The organism is Allobosea sp. RCC_152_1 (genome assembly GCF_041360765.1).
Taxonomy (GTDB): Bacteria; Pseudomonadota; Alphaproteobacteria; order Rhizobiales; family Beijerinckiaceae; genus Allobosea; species Allobosea spartocytisi.
The window spans coordinates 425,584-445,598 of sequence record NZ_JBFUPU010000005.1; the positions used below are offsets into that span (position 1 = coordinate 425,584).

21 protein-coding genes and 1 pseudogene are annotated in these 20,015 nt (G+C 67.8%); 13 read left to right on the top strand and 9 right to left on the bottom strand.

Annotated elements, in window-relative coordinates; all coding sequences use genetic code 11:
- The first annotated feature begins 5 nt into the window (after nt 1-5).
- From AB6806_RS19195 to AB6806_RS19205, 3 genes are all read left to right on the top strand, one after another.
- Nucleotides 6-1,769, top strand: coding sequence for a hydantoinase B/oxoprolinase family protein (locus tag AB6806_RS19195; protein WP_370955205.1), 1,764 nt, complete (start codon nt 6-8; stop codon nt 1,767-1,769).
- Nucleotides 1,770-1,876: 107 nt separating this feature from the next.
- A complete protein-coding gene (locus tag AB6806_RS19200) occupies nt 1,877-2,086 on the top strand; it encodes a hypothetical protein (protein WP_112764930.1) in 210 nt (69 codons plus the stop codon).
- 161 nt (nt 2,087-2,247) lie between these two features.
- A complete protein-coding gene (locus AB6806_RS19205; protein WP_133565408.1) occupies nt 2,248-2,571 on the top strand; it encodes a hypothetical protein in 324 nt (107 codons plus the stop codon).
- Between the two features lie 132 nt (nt 2,572-2,703).
- On the opposite strand, the gene AB6806_RS19210 is transcribed toward AB6806_RS19205, so the two are convergent.
- From AB6806_RS19210 to AB6806_RS19240, 7 genes are all read right to left on the bottom strand, one after another.
- Nucleotides 2,704-3,036, bottom strand: coding sequence for a hypothetical protein (locus AB6806_RS19210; RefSeq protein WP_133565407.1), 333 nt, complete (start codon nt 3,034-3,036; stop codon nt 2,704-2,706).
- A 182-nt stretch (nt 3,037-3,218) separates the two neighbouring features.
- Nucleotides 3,219-3,989 (bottom strand): 2-dehydro-3-deoxy-D-gluconate 5-dehydrogenase KduD, encoded by a 771-nt coding sequence (gene kduD, locus AB6806_RS19215; RefSeq protein WP_142023020.1) that lies wholly within the window; start codon nt 3,987-3,989, stop codon nt 3,219-3,221.
- Nucleotides 3,989-4,825 carry a 5-dehydro-4-deoxy-D-glucuronate isomerase gene (kduI, locus tag AB6806_RS19220; RefSeq protein ID WP_142023019.1) on the bottom strand — a complete coding sequence of 279 codons (837 nt, stop codon included), beginning with the start codon at nt 4,823-4,825 and terminating at the stop codon, nt 3,989-3,991. The genes kduD and kduI overlap by 1 nt, the downstream gene beginning before the upstream one ends.
- A gap of 10 nt (nt 4,826-4,835) precedes the next feature.
- On the bottom strand, nt 4,836-6,116 hold the full coding sequence (locus AB6806_RS19225) for a TRAP transporter large permease (RefSeq protein ID WP_142023018.1): 1,281 nt from the start codon (nt 6,114-6,116) through the stop codon (nt 4,836-4,838).
- 3 nt (nt 6,117-6,119) lie between these two features.
- The gene (locus tag AB6806_RS19230; protein WP_051987958.1) at nt 6,120-6,653 is read right to left on the bottom strand and encodes a TRAP transporter small permease; all 534 of its coding nucleotides are present in this window, start codon (nt 6,651-6,653) and stop codon (nt 6,120-6,122) included.
- Nucleotides 6,654-6,724: 71 nt separating this feature from the next.
- Nucleotides 6,725-7,711: a TRAP transporter substrate-binding protein gene (locus AB6806_RS19235; protein ID WP_051987956.1), complete on the bottom strand. Its 987-nt coding sequence runs from the start codon at nt 7,709-7,711 to the stop codon at nt 6,725-6,727.
- Between the two features lie 64 nt (nt 7,712-7,775).
- Nucleotides 7,776-8,570, bottom strand: coding sequence for a 2-keto-4-pentenoate hydratase (locus tag AB6806_RS19240; protein ID WP_142023017.1), 795 nt, complete (start codon nt 8,568-8,570; stop codon nt 7,776-7,778).
- A gap of 81 nt (nt 8,571-8,651) precedes the next feature.
- Between AB6806_RS19240 and AB6806_RS19245 the strand changes: the two genes are divergently transcribed.
- Nucleotides 8,652-9,326: a GntR family transcriptional regulator gene (locus AB6806_RS19245; RefSeq protein WP_142023016.1), complete on the top strand. Its 675-nt coding sequence runs from the start codon at nt 8,652-8,654 to the stop codon at nt 9,324-9,326.
- Between the two features lie 124 nt (nt 9,327-9,450).
- Nucleotides 9,451-10,596 (top strand): lyase family protein, encoded by a 1,146-nt coding sequence (locus AB6806_RS19250; protein WP_142023015.1) that lies wholly within the window; start codon nt 9,451-9,453, stop codon nt 10,594-10,596.
- 128 nt (nt 10,597-10,724) lie between these two features.
- Here AB6806_RS19250 and AB6806_RS19255 read toward each other — a convergent pair whose 3' ends face one another.
- The gene (locus AB6806_RS19255; protein ID WP_142023014.1) at nt 10,725-11,597 is read right to left on the bottom strand and encodes a helix-turn-helix domain-containing protein; all 873 of its coding nucleotides are present in this window, start codon (nt 11,595-11,597) and stop codon (nt 10,725-10,727) included.
- 127 nt (nt 11,598-11,724) lie between these two features.
- Here AB6806_RS19255 and pobA point away from each other — a divergent pair, with 127 nt between their 5' ends.
- The 6 genes from pobA (at nt 11,725) to AB6806_RS19285 (ending at nt 17,716) form a co-directional block, all read left to right on the top strand.
- The gene (gene pobA, locus AB6806_RS19260; RefSeq protein ID WP_142023013.1) at nt 11,725-12,897 is read left to right on the top strand and encodes a 4-hydroxybenzoate 3-monooxygenase; all 1,173 of its coding nucleotides are present in this window, start codon (nt 11,725-11,727) and stop codon (nt 12,895-12,897) included.
- 125 nt (nt 12,898-13,022) lie between these two features.
- Nucleotides 13,023-14,216: an ABC transporter substrate-binding protein gene (locus tag AB6806_RS19265; RefSeq protein ID WP_142023012.1), complete on the top strand. Its 1,194-nt coding sequence runs from the start codon at nt 13,023-13,025 to the stop codon at nt 14,214-14,216.
- Nucleotides 14,217-14,387: 171 nt separating this feature from the next.
- On the top strand, nt 14,388-15,251 hold the full coding sequence (locus tag AB6806_RS19270) for a branched-chain amino acid ABC transporter permease (protein WP_112764939.1): 864 nt from the start codon (nt 14,388-14,390) through the stop codon (nt 15,249-15,251).
- On the top strand, nt 15,251-16,258 hold the full coding sequence (locus AB6806_RS19275) for a branched-chain amino acid ABC transporter permease (RefSeq protein ID WP_142023010.1): 1,008 nt from the start codon (nt 15,251-15,253) through the stop codon (nt 16,256-16,258). Before AB6806_RS19270 ends, AB6806_RS19275 begins: the two co-directional genes overlap by 1 nt.
- Nucleotides 16,255-17,013, top strand: a complete 759-nt coding sequence (locus tag AB6806_RS19280; RefSeq protein WP_142023009.1) for an ABC transporter ATP-binding protein — start codon at nt 16,255-16,257, stop codon at nt 17,011-17,013. The genes AB6806_RS19275 and AB6806_RS19280 overlap by 4 nt, the downstream gene beginning before the upstream one ends.
- Nucleotides 17,000-17,716, top strand: a complete 717-nt coding sequence (locus AB6806_RS19285; protein ID WP_038362926.1) for an ABC transporter ATP-binding protein — start codon at nt 17,000-17,002, stop codon at nt 17,714-17,716. The genes AB6806_RS19280 and AB6806_RS19285 overlap by 14 nt, the downstream gene beginning before the upstream one ends.
- A gap of 75 nt (nt 17,717-17,791) precedes the next feature.
- On the opposite strand, the gene ggt is transcribed toward AB6806_RS19285, so the two are convergent.
- Nucleotides 17,792-19,468, bottom strand: coding sequence for a gamma-glutamyltransferase (gene ggt / locus AB6806_RS19290; RefSeq protein WP_142023008.1), 1,677 nt, complete (start codon nt 19,466-19,468; stop codon nt 17,792-17,794).
- 149 nt (nt 19,469-19,617) lie between these two features.
- Between ggt and AB6806_RS19295 the strand changes: the two genes are divergently transcribed.
- Both AB6806_RS19295 and AB6806_RS19300 read left to right on the top strand, forming a co-directional pair.
- Nucleotides 19,618-19,800: a hypothetical protein gene (locus tag AB6806_RS19295; protein ID WP_142023007.1), complete on the top strand. Its 183-nt coding sequence runs from the start codon at nt 19,618-19,620 to the stop codon at nt 19,798-19,800.
- A 33-nt stretch (nt 19,801-19,833) separates the two neighbouring features.
- Nucleotides 19,834-20,015 (top strand): annotated as a pseudogene (locus AB6806_RS19300) (ferredoxin--NADP reductase); the annotation flags it as partial.

A 20,015-nucleotide genomic window follows, 5' to 3' on the forward strand; every position in this document is an offset into this window, starting at 1 on the left:
CGACCATGCCGATGCCCGTCAAAGCCGCCCCGTCGATCGCGGGTTTCGATGCGATCGCGATGGAGGTCTTCGCCAATCGCCTGCTCTCGATCACCGAGACCATGGCGATCAACATGATGCGCTCGTCCTTCTCGGCGCAGATCAAGGAACGCCGGGACTTCTCCGTCGGGCTGTTCGACGGGCAGGGCCGGCTGGTCGCACAGGGGACGCATATCCCGGTCCATCTCGGCTCGCTGATGGGCGTCGTCGAAGCCTTGCTGGCGCGCTATCCGCGCGCCGAAATCCGCCCGGGCGACGCCTTCATCTCGAACGACCCCTACGCGGCCGGCGGCACGCATCTCCCCGACATCGCCATCGCGACGCCGGTGTTCCACGGCGAGGAGCTGATCGCCTTCGTGGTCAATATCGGCCACCATACCGATGTCGGCGGCGCCGTGCCCGGCTCGGTCTCGCCGACGGCGCGCTCGATCTTCGAGGAGGGCCTGCGCATCCCGGCGATGCGGGTCAGCCGCCAGGGCGAGGTCGACGAGGACCTCCTCAACCTGATCGCGCTGAATTCGCGCCTGCCGGAGGAGCGCCTGCTCGATCTGCGCGTCCAGGTCGCCACCAATGAGCGCGGCTGCGACGCCGCGCTGGAACTGGTGCGCCGCATGGGCGTCGACGGTTTCAAGGCGCGCATCCGCGACCTGCTCGCCTATACCAAGCGGCGGCTGGACCTGCGCATCGCCGGCCTCGCGGAAGGCCCGCCCAGCCGCTTCACCGCCTGGCTCGACGATGACGGCCTGCCCGATGGCGAGATGGTGCCGCTTTGCGCCGCCGTCAGCGTCGAGAACGGCAAGCTGGTGATCGACTTCGCCGGCAGCGGGCCGGAGGCGCGCGGAGCGATCAACATTGCCCCGAACGCCCTGCGGGCCACGGCCTATTACTGCGTCAAGGCGCTGCTCGATCCCGAGCTGATGGCGAATTCCGGCATGATGGATTCGATCGTCCTGCGCGCGCCGGAAGGCAGCATCGTCAATCCGCGCTCGCCGGCCCCGGTGGGCTCGCGCACCATCGCCTGCCAGCGCCTGGCCGGCGCGATCTTCGGGGCCTTCCAGCCGCTCGTCGATCCGGGCACCCGCATCGCCTCGGCCTATGACGTGCTGCCCTCCTTCAGCGTCTCCGGCCACCGCCCCGAGAACGGCAGCTTCTACATCTGCGGCGAGACGGTCGGCGGCGGCGGCGGCGCCCGCTGCGACGGCGACGGCATGGACGGAATCCATGTCCACGTGACCAATTCGCTCAATCTCCCGACCGAGGCGCTGGAGAACGAGTTCCCGCTCCATGTCGAGGAATACGCCTTCGTGCGGGACTCGGCCGGCTGCGGCCGGTGGCGTGGCGGCATGGGTATCGCCCGCACCGTGCGTGCCCTGCACGACAGGACGAATCTCGAAGCCCGCTCCGACCGGCACAAGGCCGGAGCGCCCGGCGCGGAAGGCGGCCTGACCGGTGGAAAGGGCCGCGTCACCCGCAACCCCGGAACCGGGCGCGAGCAGGCGCTGCCCTCGAAGATCGCCCAGCTTCTCGTCGATGCCGGCGAGACCATTCGCATCGCGACGCCCGGCGGCGGCGGCTTCGGCGATCCCGCGCAGCGGCCGGTCGCCCTGATTGCGGCCGATCTGCTCAACGAGATCATGACCGAGGACCACGCCCGCGCCGGATATGGCGACGCGCTGGTCGATGCCGCGCTGGCGCTGCTCAGGGACGGCCGGAGGCGCTCGGCAGCCTAGATCGCGACAAGGATCGAAGCCAGCGCACCCCTGCGACAATCGACGGGGGTTGAATCGATCCGGCGCAGGCGGCCTAATCGCCGGCCCTAACGGCAAGGAGGAATCCAATGCGACTGGCGCTCGCCATCATCACCTTGGCTCTGACCGGCTGCAACAGCACGCCCCAGTCCGATCACCCCGCCCGCGACCTCACCGTGGGAACCGCCCAGTGCTCGAAGTTCAAATGGGGCACCTCCGAGATGGCGCAGTGCCTCGACAACGCCGCCAGAAGCCAGTCCGCCACCAGCCGCACCGGCGGGACCGACAACAGCGGCTGAAGGCGTTTGCCGCGCTCCGGGAAGCCCCGCCCTCGCCCCTCCACGCGGCGCCGAGCGCCCTGGCGTCGCATCATGGCAGATGAACGAAGGCGAACGATTTCGTTCAGCCTGCGTTCCAATACCAAGGGCTTTAATGCCCGACAGCAGAAAGGGAGATTCCCATGCGTCGGTATTCAGTTTTGGCAGCGGCCATCCTTGGCGCCGCTTCGGTCATGGCGGTGGCGCCGATGGCCCGGGCAGGCGAAGCGCTGCCGCAGGTCCTGGCCCAGCAGCTCGACCAGCAGCCGCTTCACTTCGCGATGACCGAGGCGAAGCGCGAGCGGTTGATGATCATGCAGGAGACCATGGCGCGCCAGCGCTATTATGGCCGTGGCGACGGCTATGGCTATGGCCGCGGCTATGGCTATGGTCGACGCTATGGCGGCCCGCCGCCCTGGGCGCCCGCCTATGGCTATCGCCGTCATTATTACGACGATCGCTGGTGAGATGCCCGCAGAGTCCCTTCGTCACGGCCTCTGTCGCACCGGACCGGAAAGCGGTGTCCGCTCTCCGGCAGAATCCGATGCGATGACGAGAAGATCGATCGCCACGTCACGCCCGTCAGGACGCGCGGCGATCTAGTCGGGCAGGCGATGGCCTGCCAGGAAGGCAGCGACGCTCAGCTTGTGACCGGGCTGGGCGGCGCAGTGCCGCTCGACGGCGTCGATGATGACCTCGTCCGAGAGATGAGGCAGCCGCCTGGGCGATTGCTGGCGCAGGGCATCGACCAGCCAGCGGCCGATGGCGGCATGCATCTCCGCATCCGTCGCCTCCCGCTTCATCCAGAGCTCGCAGGTGATGTAGTCCTGCAGGAACTCGCCCTTGCCCGGCTCCGCCGGCCATGCGGGCGATGGCGCACCCGTTGCCAGGATCGCGGCCAGCACCAGCCCGCGCATCGTCGTCCCTCTCATCGCCATCTCCGGAGCCCCGCCAACCGATCCCGAAGCATCGTCGCGGCGAAGCGGACACCGGCTCGCGTCAAGACGATGCGATGGGACAAGGAAGCGGAGCATGTCGCGATGCCCGTCATCGATCAAGACGGGCGCGGGTTCCGTGGAACGCGTTGAGCGACTCGCGGTATCCGTCCATCGCGTCAGCGCGCCAGCCAGCCGCCATCGACGGGTAGGACGACGCCATGGACATAGGCCGCGGCGTCCGAGGCGAGGAACACCGCCGCTCCGCCGAGTTCCTGCGGCTGCCCCCAATGGCCGGCCGGAATGCGGGCCAGGATCGCCTCGTTGCGTACCGGATCGGCCCGCAGCGCCTCCGTGTTGTTCGTCACGAAATAGCCCGGTGCGATGGCGTTGACGTTGATGCCCTTGCCCGCCCATTCGCAGGCGAGCAACCGCGTCAGCCCCGCAAGCCCGCTCTTCGACGCCGTATAGGAGGGGATGCGGATGCCACCCTGGAAGGAGAGCAGCGAGGCGATGTTGATGACCTTGCCGCCCTTGCCGTCGGCGAGCATGCGTTTCGCCACCCCTTGAGTCAGGAAGAAGGTCGACTTGAGGTTCACATCCATCACCGCGTCCCAATCGGCCTCGGTGAAATCGAGGGCGTCGGCACGGCGGATGATGCCGGCATTGTTGACGAGGATGTCGAGGCGCGAGCCGTCGGCCTTCGCTGCCGCCTCGGCCTCTTCCACGATCCGCGCAATCGGCTCCAGCGTCGCGAGGTCGGCGGCGATCTCGTGGAAGGGCTGACCGGTCGCCCCGACCAGCACCTTCGTCTCCGCCATGCTCGAGCGGCCGACCGCGACGATGCCGGCGCCGGCCTGGGCGAGCGCGACCGCGATCGCCTGGCCGAGGCCCGTATTGGCCCCGGTGACGATCGCGGTCCGGCCGCCCAAATCAAACGGTGAGCGCATCAGCGCAGATCTCCGGTCGCGACCATGTCCATGTCGGTATAGTCGACATTGTCGCCGCCCATGCCCCAGATGAAGGAATAGGCCTTCGTGCCGACGCCGGAATGGATCGACCAGCCGGGCGACAGGATCGCCTGCTCGTTGGCGACGACGAGATGGCGCGTCTCCTGCGGCTCGCCCATCAGATGGAAGACGCGGGCATCCGTGGGAACGTCGAAATAGAGATAGATCTCGCAGCGCCGGTCATGGACATGCGCCGGCATGGTGTTCCAGATGCTGCCTTCGTCGAGGGTGGTCACGCCCATCACGAGCTGGCAGGTCTCGCAGACGCCAGGGATGATGTACTGGCGGATGACGCGCTTGTTGGCCGTTGCCTGCTCGCCGAGCGCGATGGTCTTGGCATCAGCCTCCCGGATCACCTTGGTCGGGTGCACGGCATGGGCCGGGGTCGAAAGCAGGTAGAACTTGGCGGGATTGCCGACATCGTCGCTGGCGAAGGCGACCTCGCCCGCTTCCTTGCCGACATAGAGCGCATCGCGCTTGGCGAGCAGGTAGTCCTTGCCGCCGACAGAGACCTTGCCGGGGCCGCCGACATTGACGATGCCGAGCTCGCGCCGCTTCAGGAAGGCATCGGTGCCGACCGCCTTGGGCGTCGGCAGCACGACGGCTTTGCCCACCGGCATGGCGCCGCCGACGATGACGCGGTCGAGATGGCTGTAGGTCAGCTTGATCTCGCCGGGAACGAACAGCGTCTCGATCAGGAAGTGGCGCCGCAGCTCCGCCGTGTCGAAGCCCTTGACGGCCTCGGGGTGGGAAACCTGGCGAATCTCGATGGTCATGGTCGGTCCTTCAGTGGAACAGGCGCGGCAGCCAGAGCGACAGGCCGGGCACATAGGTGACGAGCAGGAGCACGGCGATGCTGGCGCCGTAGAACGGCCAGATCGTGCGCATGGACTCGCCGATGGAAATGCGGCCGATGGCGCAGGCGACGAACTGCACCGAGCCGACCGGCGGGGTATTGAGCCCGATGCCGGCGTTGAGGATCAGGATCACCCCGAAATGCACGGGATCGACGCCGAAGGCCTTCACCACCGGCAGGAAGATCGGCGTGCAGATGATGATCATCGGCGCCATGTCCATGAAGGTGCCGAGCACCAGCAGGATCAGGTTGACCATCAGCAGGATGGTGATCGGGTTGTCCGACACTGCCTTCATCGCGGCGATCGTCGCTTGCGGCACCTCGAGGAACGCCATCAGCCAGCCGAAGGCGCCGGCCGTGCCGATGACCAGAAGCACCATCGCCGTGGTCCGCACCGCGCCCAAGGTCGCCTCGACGAAGGCGGTCCAGGTCAACTGGCGATAGACGAAGATGGTGACGAGGATCGCGTAGACGACGGCGACGCAGGAGGATTCCGTCGCGGTGAAGACGCCGGAGCGGACGCCGCCGAAGATAATGCCGATCAGCAGGATGCCGGGCAGAGCCAGCACGACATAGCGCCCGACCGTCGCGAAGCCGGGGAAGGGCTCGCGCGGATAGCCGCGCTTCACCGCGACCGCCCAGGCCGCGACCATCAGCGCGGCGCAAAGCAGCAGGCCCGGCACGACACCGGCCGTGAAGAGGTCCGCAATCGAAAGATTGCCGCCGGCCGAAAGCGAATAGATGATCATATTGTGCGAGGGCGGGATCAGCAGGGCAATGATCGCCGCATTCGCGGTGACGTTGACGGCATAGTCGGCGTCGTAGCCGCGCTTCTTCATCTGCGGGATCATCAGCCCGCCGACGGCGGAAGCATCGGCCACGGCCGAGCCGGAGATGCCGCCGAACAGCGTGCAGGTGACAACGTTCACCTGGCCGAGCCCGCCGCGCAGATGGCCGACGAGGCTCGCCGCCATCTGGATCAGGCGCTCGGCGATGCCGCCGCGGATCATCAAATCGCCGGCATAGATGAAGAACGGGATCGCCATCATGGCGAAGGCGTTCATGCCGGAATTCATCTGCTGGAAGACGACGACCGGCGGCAGGCCCATATAGGCGACGGTCGCGACCGAGGCGATGCCGAGGCAGAAGGCCACGGGTACGCCGATCAGCAGCAGAACCGCGAAGACGCCGAAGAGAATCCAGAGTTCCATCGCTCAGGCCTCCTGGCTTTCGCCGAAATGCACGAAGCCGAGCGGGGCCTGTTCCTCGCCGGTGGTGAAGAGCAGGAGCTTCTCCAGCGCGAACAGGGCGATCAGCGCGCCGCCTGCCGCGATCGGCACATAGTCCCAGCCGCGGGATATGCCGATGATCGGCATACGATCGGCCCAGGTGCCGGCGGCGAGCTGCCAGCCGTAGCCGAGCATGGCGAGCCCGAAGGCGCAGACCAGGCCCTCGCCCAGCACGATCAGCGCGGCCCGCAAGGGCGGCGGCGACATCACCAGCCCGACCTCGAAGCCGAGATGGTCGCTCTCGCGCACGCCGACCGCGGCGCCGAGCAGGATGAACCAGGACATCAGGAAGAGCGATCCGGCCTCGACCCAGATCGGCGTGTCGTTGAGCACATAGCGGCCGAACACGCCCCAGGCGACCATCACGGTCATCAGGACGAGGCCGGCCCCGGCCGCGATCAGCGCGAACAGGCTGAGCTTGGCGTCGAGTCGTGTCAGGAAAGCGGTGAAAGCGCGCATGAAATCTGCCCGGGCTGCTGGCAAGGGGCCGAAGACGGAGCGGCCCGAAAGCCGCCCCGTCTGAACGAGGCTCAGTTCACCGCCTGGATCGCGGCCACCATCTCCTTCAGCTTCGGATCGGTGACGAACTTGTCGTAGACCGGCTTCATCGCGTCGATGAAGGGCTTCTTCTCGACCTGATTGATCTGGGCTCCGCCGGCCTTGACCTTGGCCTCGGACGCCTTCTCCCGCGCATCCCAGAGCTCGCGCATCTTGAGCACCGATTCCTTGGCGGCGGCCTTGATGATCGCCTGGTCGGCCGCGTTGAACTTGTCGAAGCTCTTCTTCGACATCACCAGCGCTTCCGGCGAGAGCGAGTGCTCGGTCACGGAATAGAACTTCGAGACCTCGAAATGGCGGGTCGATTCATAGGACGGCCAGTTGTTCTCGGCGCCGTCGATGACGCCGGTCTGGAGCGCGGAATAGACCTCGCCGAAGGGCATCGGCGTGGCGTTGGCCCCGAGCGCCGAGACCAGCGCGACGAACATGTCGGACTGCTGGACGCGGATCTTCATGCCCTTCATGTCAGCCGGCGTGTTGATCGGGCGCTTGGAATTATAGAACGAGCGGGAGCCGGAATCGTAGAGCGCGAGCCCGATCAAGTCGTGCTTCTCGAACTCCTTCAGCAGGTTGTCGCCGATCGGTCCGTCCATCGCCTTCCGCATATGGTCGACCGAACGGAAGATGAAGGGCAGGGAGGGAATGTTGGTCGCCGGGATCAGGTTGTTGAACGGCGCCATGTTGATGCGGTTGATGTCGATGACGCCGAAGCGGGTCTGGTCGATCGTGTCCTTCTCCTGGCCGAGCTGGGCCGAGTGGAAGACGTTGATCTTGATGCGCCCCTGGGTGCGCTCCTCGAGCAGCTTGCCCATGTAGCGGACCGCCTCGACGGTCGGGTAGTCGGTCGGATGGATGTCGGCGGAACGAAGCGTCACGCCCTGGGCGAGCGCCGCCGTGGCGGTTGCGACCGAAACCGCCAGCGCGGCGGCGCCGGCAAGTAAGATGCGACGTGCGATCATGATGTTCTCTCCCTGACAAGGCCCGTTTTCGGGCCGGTTCTTCTTTGGTTGAGGCGGACTGCCGCTAGCTGGCCGGCTCCCTTTCGATCAGCCTGACGGACAGGGGTGGAACCCCGGCACAGATCGCTTCCGCGACCTGGCCGATGGCGATGGGATGGACGCCCGTCGTCGCCCCGGCGGAGACGACATCGCCCTTGGCGAGGCCGCGTCCACGGCTCGCCAGATGGTTGACGAGGAAGAGCAGGGCATCGAGCGGCCCACCATTCGGGCCGTGGCTGCGGCCGCGGCCGATGACCTCGCCATCGATCCGCATCTGCGTCTCGAAATCGGAAAGACCCTGCTCGATCCCCAGCGAGGCGCCGACGGCGATGCCGGTATTGTTGCCGAAATCGGAGATGATGGCCTGCGGCCCGATCTCGTTGATGCTCGGCAGCGGCGAGCCGGCGATCTCCATCGCGACATGCACCCCGCCGATGAAGGGCATCAGCTCTTCCGCTGTCCAGGTTTGCGGGCGCGGCGCGATATCCGCCCCGAGGACGATGCCGATCTCGGTCTCGACCGCGATGAAGCCGCCGCGGATCACGCCGACCTCGGCCGTCTCCCCCGGCGCGACGCGGTGGACGCCAGCGCCAAAAGCCGGCCCCGCCATCCGTGCGGCACCGAAACGGGCGCGCAAATCGGGATGGATCGCCGCGACCTTCCAGCCGCGCACGGGCTCGGGCCACAGCGCGATCGCCGCCTCCTGCACGGCATAGGCTTCCGCGAGATTGCCGGGCAATTCGCCGGGAAAAGCCGCGAGAGGCCGTGCCTCGCGGCGCGCTTCGTGGAATGATCGTGCGATCGTCGCGGTAAAATTCATACTTTGGGATACCGTTACCGACACTGGTATGGTAGATTATCCCATGTCGCTTCGATTGCAAGCGATTTGGAGGCTGCTTTCGTGGGTTTCGCCGAGGGTCAGACAGGGTCGAGCGCCAACCGGCTCGAGAAGGAGCTTCTGCGCGCCATCGTCGCGCTCGAGCTGAAGCCGGGCTCGCGCCTCTCGGAGCAGGAGATCGCCACCCGCTACGGCGTCTCCCGCCAGCCGGTCCGCGAGGCGCTGATCGCGCTCAGCCGGCAGAAATTCGTCGAGGTCCTGCCGCAGCGCGGCACGGTCGTCGTCAAGATCTCGGTCCAGAAGATGATGGAGGCCCGCTTCCTGCGCGAGGCGATCGAGACCGCCGTGGTCCGGCGCGCCTGCGACAGCTTCAACCTGACGAGCCGGCAGATCGTCGATCATTGCCTGGAGGCGCAGCAGCGGGCGGTCGCCAATGGCGACCACACCGCCTTTCAGCGCTTCGACGAGCGTTTCCACGTGGCGCTCGCCGAAGGCGCGGGCTGCCCGATGGCCTGGACGCTGGTCTCCAACCTCAAGGCCCATATGGACCGCGCCTGCCATCTCAGCCTGCAGAGCCCCAACGCGATGCAGGAGCTGATCGCGCAGCATCAGGCCATCGTCGCCGCGATCGACAACCGCGACGCTGCGGCGGGCGAGGCCGCGATGCGGCATCATCTCAACGAATTGCTGCGGGCGCTGCCCGAGATCGAACAGCTCAATCCCGATCTCTTCGAATAGCTGTCTTCCAATGCGAGCAGGTGGATGCGGACGCCGGCAGATGCCGGCGCTTGAGCGAACGGCCGCTCCCTGCCAAGAAGGCCGCCGCGGGTCGCGATGGCCGCGCGAAAGGGAAAAGCCTCGCATGAGTCATTTGCTGCGCACCCGTCCCGCGACCACCGACGCGATGCTCGCCGTCTTCGAGGATGCCGCGACGCTGCGGCACGCGCTGGCCTTCGAGGCCGAGCTTGCCCGCGCCGAGGCGGCCGAGGGGCTGATCGGCAAGGCCGAGGCGGAAGCCATCGCGATGCTGTGCGGCGGCATCGCCATCGACCCCGCCGCGCTCGCCACCGAGGCCGCCCTCGCCGGCACGCTCGCCATCCCGCTCGTCGCGCGCCTGCGCAAGGAATTGCCCGAAACCGCGGCCAAGGCCCTCCACAAGGGCGCGACCAGCCAGGACATCGCCGATATCGTCCTGGTCCGCCAGATCCGCGACGGCCATGCCCTGCTGCAAGCCGATCTCGCGCGAACAGCGAGCGCCCTCGCCGCCCTGGCGCGCCGCCACGCCGGAACCCCCGCCATCGGCCGCACCCTGTTGCAGGATGCCTTGCCGATCGGCTTCGGCCTGCGCATCGCGCAATGGCAGGCCGGCATCGTCGCGGCAGCGGCGCGGCTGCAAGACGAGGTCGAGCAAGGCGCCGTCCTTCAGTTCGGTGGCGCCGCCGGCACGCGCGCCGGTCTCGCCGGCCGGGGCGCGGCGGTCTCGGCACGTCTCGCCGCGGCGCTCGGCCTGCCGGATGCGCCCCCCTGGCAGGCGCGCCGCGGCGGCATCGCCGGGATCGCGGCAGCGCTGGCGATCCTCGTCGGCGCGCTCGGCAAGATGGCGCGCGATGTCTCCCTGCTGGCGCAGAACGGCGTCGGCGAAGCGCGCGAGCCGGCCGTTCCCGGCCGCGGCGGCTCCTCCGCCATGGCTCACAAGCGCAACCCGACCGGCTGCCAGATCGTGCTCTCCGCTTGCCTGCGTGCGCCCGGCCTCGTCGCCGGCATCCTCGCGGGGCTGCCGGCCGAAGAGGAACGCGGGCTGGGCGGCTGGCAGGCCGAGGGGCCGGCCCTGGCCGAACTCTTCCTGCTGGCGGCCGGCGCCACGGAAGCCATGGCCACGGTCGCGGAAGGGCTGGAGATCGACGAGGCCGCCATCGCCCGCAATCTCGAGGCCGCCGCGCTCGGCGGCGATATCGGCGAGAGCGAGAACTTGGTCGAAGCCTTGCTGAAAAAGCAGCTTTCCTCCTGAACGGCGCCTGTTTCGTCACCGAACTGCGCCGTCATCCCGGGCTTGACCCGGGATCCATGCCGGAACGGTTCAGGCATGGATCCCGGATCTCCGCTTCGCTGCGTCCGGGATGACGCGCGGAGAGAATGTTACGCCTTCGCCCGATAATCCGACGGCGAAATCCCCGCCCGCTTGGCGAAGAAGCGCGAGAAATAGGCCGGGTCGGAGAACCCCAGCCGGAACGAGATCTGCGCGACCGTCAGCGAGGTGTAGACGAGGTCGCGCCGCGCCTCGATCATCAGCCGGTCCTGGATGACGCGGGCCGCCGAATGGCCGAGCACCTCGCGGCAGCTGCGCGACAGATGCGGCACGGAGACGCCCAGCGCGCGGGCATGTTCCGTCAGCGGCTCATGGCTCTGGAAGCGGATTTCGACCCGCTCGATGAAGCGCCGCACCAGCCCGGCGCGCAGATCCTTCGCCGGCTCTCCGCCGGCCCGCAGGCCGCGCGCCGCGCGCGAAAACCAGGAGGCGAGCAGATCGGCATAGGCCGCCAGCGCGAACTCCCGGTTCGGCCGGTTGGCGCCGAACTCGCTCATCGCCAGCCGCATCAGCGTCTCCAGCGACTGCGCCTCCACGCTCTCCGGCTCGGCCTGCAGCAACGCCGGCGTGGCGAGGAGGGAGCGCGCCTCGGGCTCGGCGTCGAAGAGCCGCTTCAGCGATGTCTCGGCGACGCTGGCGACGAAACCCTCCGTGTCGACGACGAAATGGAACTCGTGGATCGTCGCCGGCGGCAGCAGCAGCGCCGAGCCCGGCTTGAGCTCGCGGTCGCGCCCGTCGATCCGGGTCCGCCCGCCTCCGCCCACGACGAGGAAGAACTGGAAGAGCTGGTGGTGGAAATGCGGCTGGATCGTCCAGCCATGCAGCGCGCTGCGGGCGACGATCGGCTCGATATGAAGCGCATCGGGAAAGCGATCCGTCAGGCGTTCGGCGTAGAGCCAGTAGGCGGGGACCGTGGCCGGCATGCGTCCTCATGATCGATTTGTCCAAGACACTGCGCGAATCCTCCATTCCGTCAAGTGTCGTCATGGCGCATAGCTTGGGGCGCGGAATGTCGGCTCAAGACCGTCATCGCCTTGGGAGGACGCGGAAATGCGCACGCAGGTCGCCATCATCGGCGCCGGCCCGGCCGGGCTTCTCCTCGGCCAGCTCCTGTCGCGCGCCGGGATCGATAATGTCATCCTGGAACGCCGCAGCCTCGACTATGTGCTCTCCCGCATCCGCGCCGGCGTCCTCGAACAGGGCATGGTCGACATGCTGCGCGAGGCCGGCGTCGCCGACCGCCTCGACCGCGAGGGGCAGGTGCATGACGGCGTCAATTTCGCCTTCGACGGCACGCTCCACCGCATCGACCTCAAGCATCTGAGCGGCGGCAAGACCGTGACGGTCTATGGCCAGACCGAGGTCACGCATGATCTCGCCGAGGCGCGCCAGGCCCTCGGCCGCACGACGATCTACGAGGCCGAGGACGTCGCGCTGCACGATATCGACACGGCCGCGCCCCGCGTGACCTTCCGGGTGAATGGCGAGGTGCAGGAATTACGTTGCGACTTCATCGCCGGCTGCGACGGCTATCATGGCGTCTCCCGCCGCTCGATTCCAGAGGGCGCACTGACCAGCTTCGAGCGCGTCTATCCCTTCGGATGGCTCGGCCTGCTCGTCGACCGCCCGCCGGCGGCGCATGAATTGGTCTATGCCCGCCACGAGCGCGGCTTCGCGCTCTGTTCGATGCGCTCGGCGCAGCGCAGCCGCTACTATGTCCAGGTGCCGCTGGAGGAGCGTGTCGAGAACTGGTCGGACGAGGCCTTCTTCGACGAATTGCGCCGCAGGCTTCCCGCCGAGGTCGCGGACGCCGTGCAGACCGGGCCCTCGCTGGAAAAGAGCATCGCGCCGCTGCGCAGCTTCGTCGCCGAGCCCATGCGCTTCGGCCGCCTGTTCCTCGCGGGCGATGCCGCCCATATCGTCCCGCCGACCGGCGCCAAGGGCCTCAACCTCGCGGCCAGCGACGTGCGCTATCTCTTCGATGCCCTGCGCGAGCATTACAATGACGGTTCGGACGCCGGGATCGAAGCCTATTCCGCCCGCGCCCTCGCCCGCATCTGGAAGGCCGAGCGCTTCTCCTGGTGGATGACGGGGCTGCTGCATCGCTTTCCGGAGCGCAGCGCCTTCGAGGAGCGCATGCAGCAGGCGGAACTCGACTATCTCGTGAGTTCGCCCGCTGCCGCGACCGCGATGGCGGAGAATTATGTCGGCTTGCCTTACTAGGCCGAAGCGGGCATGGCCTAGCCCACAGGGCCACCGCCCATAAGGCCGCCAAGACGAAAGACACCGGAGCCAACCGGGGCAATCGAGACAGTCAAGTCCAGGGGACGGATACGGGAGGGATGACGATGAAGATCAGCAGACGGAATTTCACCGGGCTGGCGGGCGCGCTGGCACTGGCCGGTACGTTCGGCCTTGGCGGCGCGGCCGCTGCCGAAACGATCAAGATCGGGATCATCGGGCCGTTCTCCGGCCCCTTCGCCCTGCAGGGCAAGAACTTCCAGGCCGGCGTCGAGGCCTGGCTCGCCCAGAACGGCAAGTCGGTCGCCGGCAACGAGATCGAAATCATCTATCGCGACCTGCCCACCGCCAACCCGCAGCAGGCCCGCGCCCTGGCGCAGGAGCTGATCGTCAAGGACAAGGTGCAATATCTCGGCGGCGTCTATTTCACGCCGGATGCGCTGGCGATCACGCCGTTGCTGAAGCAGGGCAATGTGCCGCTGGTGATCTTCAACGCCGCGACCTCTGCGATCATGACCTCCTCGCCGCTGGTCGTGCGGACCTCCTTCACCACCGGGCAGACCACGACGCCGCTCGGCAAGGCCGCCGTCGATCGCGGCATCAAGAAATTCGTCTCCGCCGTCACCGATTACGGCCCCGGCGTCGATGCCGAGGGAGCGTTCAAGAAGGCGGTCGAGGCGGCTGGCGGGCAGGTCGTCGAGACCATCCGCATGCCGCTCAACACCACCGAGTTCAGCCCGATCATGCAGCGCATCCGCGATGCCGGCGCGCAGGGCGTCTTCGCCTTCCTGCCCTCGGGCCCGCCGACGCTCGGCTTCGTCAAGTCCTTCAACGACACCGGGCTGAAGCAGGCCGGCGTCAAGCTCTTCGCCACCGGCGACCTGACGCAGGAATCCGATCTGCCGGCGCTGGGCGAAGCCGCTGCCGGGATGATCACCGGTTTCCACTACGCCACCTCGCACGATTCCGGGGCCAACCGGAAGTTCGTGGAGGCCGGCGAAAAGGCGATCGGCGGCCCCGGGCAGCTCACCTTCCCGGCGGTCGGCGCGTATGACGGCATGTATGTCATCGCGAAGATGATCGCCGCCACCGCCGGCAAGCAGGATGCCGAGAAGGCGGTCGAGGCGGTCAAGGGCCTCGCCTGGGAAAGCCCGCGCGGGCCGGTCAAGATCGACCCCGAGACCCGCCACATCACCCAGACGATCTATCTGCGCGAGGTCGCCAAGGACGCCAAGGGCAACTGGATCAACAAGGAGATCCAGAGCTTCCCCGAGCAGAAGGACCCCGGGCTGGCGAAGTAGAGCCAACGTCTCCTCGTCTGCTGCGCCGTCATTCCGGGCGCAGCGAAGCGGAGACCCGGAATCCATCGGAGGGCGCTCAGCGCGATGATGGATTCCGGATCGGCGCCGCTTTGCGGCTTGTCCGGAATGACGGTGCGTTCCGACTGAACTCCGACGAGGCCCGCAACCCGCATGCAGACCGCGCTGAGCATCGCCCTGGACGCCTTCGCCTATGGCATGGCGCTGTTCATCATCTGCATCGGCCTGTCGCTGACGATGGGGCTGATGCGGCTGGTCAATCTCGCCCATGGCGCCTTCGCCATGATCGGCGGCTACATCGCCTCCTATGCCGTGCGCAATCTCGGCCTGGGCTACGGCTTCGGCATCGTGCTGGCGGTCGTCGGCACGGTGCTGATCGCGGTGCCGCTCGAACGGCTGCTCTTCCGCCGCATCTATGACCGCAGCGAGCTCTCGCAGGTGCTGATGACGATCGGCATCACCTTCTGCGTCATCGGCATCACCAATTACTTCTTCGGCCCGACGCTGAAGACGATTCCCCTGCCGGCGGAACTGGCGCAGCCCGTCGATCTCGGCTTCCGCAGCATCGCCGGCCACCGGCTCTTCGTCATCGCGAGCGGGCTTGTCGTCGCGGGCGGGCTCTGGTTCCTGATCGAGCGCACCGGCTTCGGCATCCACCTGCGCGCCGCCGTCGAGAACGCGCCGATGTCGCGCGCACTCGGCGTCCGCACCGAATTGATCTATGCGGCGAGTTTCGCGCTCGCCATCGGGCTTGCCGCCTTCGGCGGGGTGGTCGGCGCCGAATTCCTGCCGATCGAGCCCTATTACGCCCTGCGCTACATGGTGACCTTCCTGGTCGTGGTCTCCGTCGGCGGCGCCGGCTCGATTCCCGGCGCGCTCGTCGCCTGCCTGCTGCTCGGCGCCATCGACGTCACCGGCCGCTATCTCATGCCGGATTTCGGCAATTTCTTCTTCTATCTCGCGGTGATCCTCGTGGTCTGTGCCTTCCCCCGCGGCCTGATGGGACGGGCCCAGTGATGGCACAGGCTCCCGCCCCATCCGCTGCCGCTCCCCCCGCCCGCAGCCTCGTCCGCGATCTCGCCGGCTTCGCCCTGATCGCGCTTGCCGGGCTCGCGGGCTACTGGCTCTTCCCCGACAATCTCGCCTTCCTGACCCGCGTCATCTCGGTCGCCCTGCTCGTGCTCTCGCTCGACCTCATCGTCGGCTATTGCGGCATCGCCTCGCTCGGCCAGGCCGCGCTCTACGGCGCCGGCGCCTATGCCGCCGGCATCGCCTGCCTCAACGGCGTGACCGAGCCTTTCCTGCTGATCCTGGTCGGGGCCGCGGCCGGCGCCGTCACCGGCCTGCTCATGGGCGCGGTGATGCTGCGGGCGCACGGCCTGCCGCAGCTCGTCCTCTCCATCGCCATCGTCCAGCTCCTGCACGAGGCGGCGAACAAGCTCGCTTGGCTGACCGGCGGCAGCGACGGCCTCGCCGGCATGGTCCCCGCCCCGCTCTTCGGCCTGTTCGAATTCGATCTCTGGGGCCGCGCCGCCTATCTCTTCGGGCTCGGCCTGCTGCTGGTCGTCTTCGTCGCGCTGAAGCTCATCGTCCGCTCGCCCTTCGGCATGGTCTGCCGCGGCCTCAAGGAAGATCCGCTGCGGATCAGCGCGCTCGGCATCTCCGCCTTCCCGGTTCTGCTCAGGATGTTCGTGATCTCCGGCGCCGTCGCCGGCGCGGGCGGGGCGCTCGGCGCCATCGCGACCCAGGTGGTGGGGCTGGACAGCCTGAGCTTCGAATTATCCGCCAATGCGCTGGTCATGTTGGTGCTCGGCGGGCTCGGCAATCTCTATGGCGCGCTGATCGGCACCGTCGTCTTCATGGCGGTCGAGCATGTCGTCGCGGCGATCAATCCGTTCCACTGGATGACGCTGGTCGGCGCGCTGCTGATCGCCATCGTGCTCTTCGCCCCCCGCGGCCTCTCCGGCACGCTCGACGAGGCCGCCCGCATCCTGACGCGTGGCCAGCGGAGGGCCGGGCCATGAGCACGGTCTTCGCGGTCGACCATCTGTCGAAATCCTTTGGCGGGCTCAAGGTCAATCACGACCTCTCCATCGCCATGACCGAGGGCGAGCGGCTCGCCTTGATCGGCCCCAACGGTGCGGGCAAGACCACCTTCGTCAACCTCGTCACCGGGCGCATCCCTCCGAGTGCCGGCACGGTCCATCTGATGGGCGAGGACATCACGCGCCTCGGCGCCGTCGCGCGGGTCAGGCGCGGGCTGGTGCGCACCTTCCAGGTGACGCGTCTCTTCCCCGACATGACCCCGGAAGAGCATGTCGTCATGGCCATCCTGCAAAGGCAGGGACATGCGACCCGCATCCTCGCGCGCTTCCACGGCAACCGTGCGGCCATGGACGAAGCCGCCGACATCCTCGCCACGCTCGGCCTGACCGATGTCGCGCGCCGCAAGGTTGTCGAGATCGCCTATGGCCAGCAGCGCCTGCTCGAGATCGCCATCGCCATGGCGCAGCGCCCGAAGGTGCTGCTGCTCGACGAGCCCGCTGCCGGCGTGCCCTCCTCCGACACGCCATTGATCGAGCGGGCGCTGGAGCGGCTGCCGGCCTCGCTTGCCGTGCTGATGATCGAGCACGATATGGATCTGGTCTTCCGCTTCGCCCGGCGCGTGGTGGTGCTGGCGGCAGGCGAATTGATCTTCCAGGGCCTGCCGGCCGATGTCGCCAGGGACGAGAAAGTCCGCGAAGCCTATCTGGGGAGCTACGCCCATGCCGGCCGCTGAGCTCGAGGTCCGGAATCTCAACGCCGGCTACGGCCAGACCCATGTGCTGGAGGATGTGTCCTTCTCCGTGCCGGCCGGCGGGCGCCTCTCGATCCTCGGTCGCAACGGCATGGGCAAGACCACGCTGCTGGCGACGCTGATGGGGCTCACCCGCCACTACGCCGGCAGCATCAGCCTGGCGGGCCAGGACGTGACGGCCCTGCGCACCACGGGCCGCGCACTCGGCGGCATCGGGCTGGTGCCGCAGACCCGCGAGATCTTCAAGGGCCTCACCGTCGAGGAGAACCTCTTCGTCGGCCTCAAGGGCCGCCCGCGACAGGCGATCGAGGAAGCCTATGCGCTGTTTCCGCGCCTGCAGGAGCGCCGCCGCAATCTCGGCTCGCAGCTCTCCGGCGGCGAGCAGCAGATGCTGGCGACAGCCCGCACCATCCTCGGCCAGCCCTCGATCCTGCTGCTCGACGAGCCGCTGGAGGGCCTCGCCCCGGTGATCTGCGACATGCTGATGGCGGCCTTCACGCAGCTCGCGGCCAGCGGCGCAATGACGATCCTCTTCGTCGAGCAGCGGCTCGAGAGCGCGCTCGACTTCGCCGAGGACGTCATCATCCTCGAACGCGGCCGGATCGTCTGGTCGGGAACTTCAGCCGCTTTGCGGGCCGATGGCGATGTCCTCGAACGCTATGTCGGCGTCGGTGGGCTGCACTGACCGTGTAGATGTCGCGCGGAACCGCGCCGTCATCCCGGGCTTCACCCGGGATGACCTGCTCCCAAAGCAGAAATTCTAGATACTGAAACGCGCTCCCGCGCGCGCCAGCCCGCCCGAGATCGCGACCGGCGTGCCGTCGGCCCGCCAGCAGGCGGCGCCGGTCAGCGTGCCGTCCGCATTGAAGGCGATGGCGTTCATGCCGCCGGCGACGCGCGGCGAACGCACGACCTTGTGGCCGCGCGCGATCAGCGCCTGCGCCACCGCTTCGGGGATCGCTTCTTCCAGTTCGAGCACGCCGCCCTCGGTCCAGACGCGCGGCGCCTCGACCGCCTCTTGCAGGCTCATGCGATGGTCGATCAGGTTGACGATCGCTTGCAGGGCCGAGGGGAAGATGCGCAGCGCGCCGGGCAAGCCGAGCGCATAGGCGATCCGGCCCTCCCGTAGCACCATCATCGGCGCCATCGAGGTGAAGACGCGCTTGCCGGGTGCGATCGAGAGCGCCCGGCCGGGATGGGGATCGAAATTGTACATGTAGTTGTTGGCGATCATCCCCGTGCCGGGGATCTGGACGCAGGCGCCGAACAGCCCGTTGATCGTCTGCGTCGCGCTGACGACATTGCCCTGCGCATCCGCCACGGTGACATGGGTGGTGTCGGCAGATTCCCCGCCCGAGAGCCCGGCCGTCCAGCTTTTCGCCCGGCCCATCTCGATCAGCGCGCGCCGCTCGGCCGCATAGCCCTTGTCGATCAGCCTCTCGACGGGAACCTTGACGAAGGCGGGATCGGCCGTCGCCACGGCGCGGTCGGCGAAGGCGATCTTCAGCGCCTCCGCCAGCAGATGCACCGCGTCGGTCGAGCCGAAGCCGAGCGCGCCGATGTCGTAGCCCTCGAGGATGTTGAGCATCTCGGCGATATGCACGCCCGACGAGGAAGGCGGCGGCGGGCCGATGATCTCATAGCCGCGATAGGAGCCCCGGATCGGCTCGCGCGTCTGCGTCCTGTAGCCGGCGAGGTCGTCCGCATCGATCAGGCCGCCCTGCTCAGCCATGTAGCCGGTCAGCGCCGCTCCCAGCGCGCCACCATAGAGCGCCGCCGGCCCTTCCTTGGCGATGAGTTGCAGGCTTTCCGCATAATCGCCCTGGACCAGCTTCGCGCCGGGCTGGAGCGGGGTTCCGCCCGGCAGCAACATCGCGGCGAGGCCGGGATCGCGGGCGAGGTCGCCGGCATTGTCCGTGATGCAGTTCGAGAGATAGGGCGTGACGGTGAAGCCGCGCGCGGCGAGCGCGATCGCCGGCTGCAACACATCCGCCAGCGGCAGGCTGCCGAAGCGCTCCAACGCCTCGCACCAGCCCTTGAGCGCGCCGGGAACCGCGACCGCCTTCGCACCGACGACGTTCTCGCGGTCGCGCGTGTCGCGCTGCTTGCCGATCTCGTCGGAGAGGCAGTCATACATGTCGGGCGTGGCGCGGCCCGGCGCGGTCGAGAGGTTGTCGATGACGCGATGGCTGCCATCGGCGAGCCGGATATGGCTCAAGCCCCCGCCGAGGATGCCGACCATCATCGGCTCGGCCACCGTCAGCGCGAAGAGCGCCGCGACCGCCGCATCGACGGCATTGCCGCCCGCCAGCAGCATCTGCGAGCCCGCCGCCGAGGCCAGCGGATGGTTGGTGACGACCATGCCGCGCGAGCCGGTGGCGGGCCTTTTCTCGCAGGTGAAATCGGCGATGCGGGGAACGGAGACGGGAGCATTCATGGCCGCAATTGAGCCTGAGTCCGGGCGAACGTCCACCCGGCTTTCCGGAAAAGGATCCTGCACCGGCCGCATGGCGAAACCCGCGCCCGTCTCGGCGCTGCCGGCGCCGGGCTTTGCCCCTGCCGCCGCTCAGGCCTCGACCGTGATGGATGGCCGTCTCGCTGCCCGTGCCGATCGAGGGCTTTTCGGGCAGGAAGAAAATTCTCCGGAAAGCTCTGCGCGCGCCAGATTGTTCCGATCAGGGGCCGCTGGCTAGAAAGAAAGAGAAGATTTTGATTTCGCTCGCGTTTTCTGCTTATCCGCTGCTGGCGGCCGACGCTCAAACCCGCTAAACAGCCCGCCGCCGGACTTTCAAGGACGATGCGATGAGCCATTTCTACGAGGAACAGGTCCTGAGCGTGCATCACTGGACGGACACGCTGTTCAGCTTCACGACGACGCGCGACACGACGTTCCGGTTCAAGAACGGGCAGTTCACGATGATCGGGCTGAAGGTCGGCGAGAAGCCCTTGCTGCGGGCCTACAGCGTCGCCAGCACGAACTATGA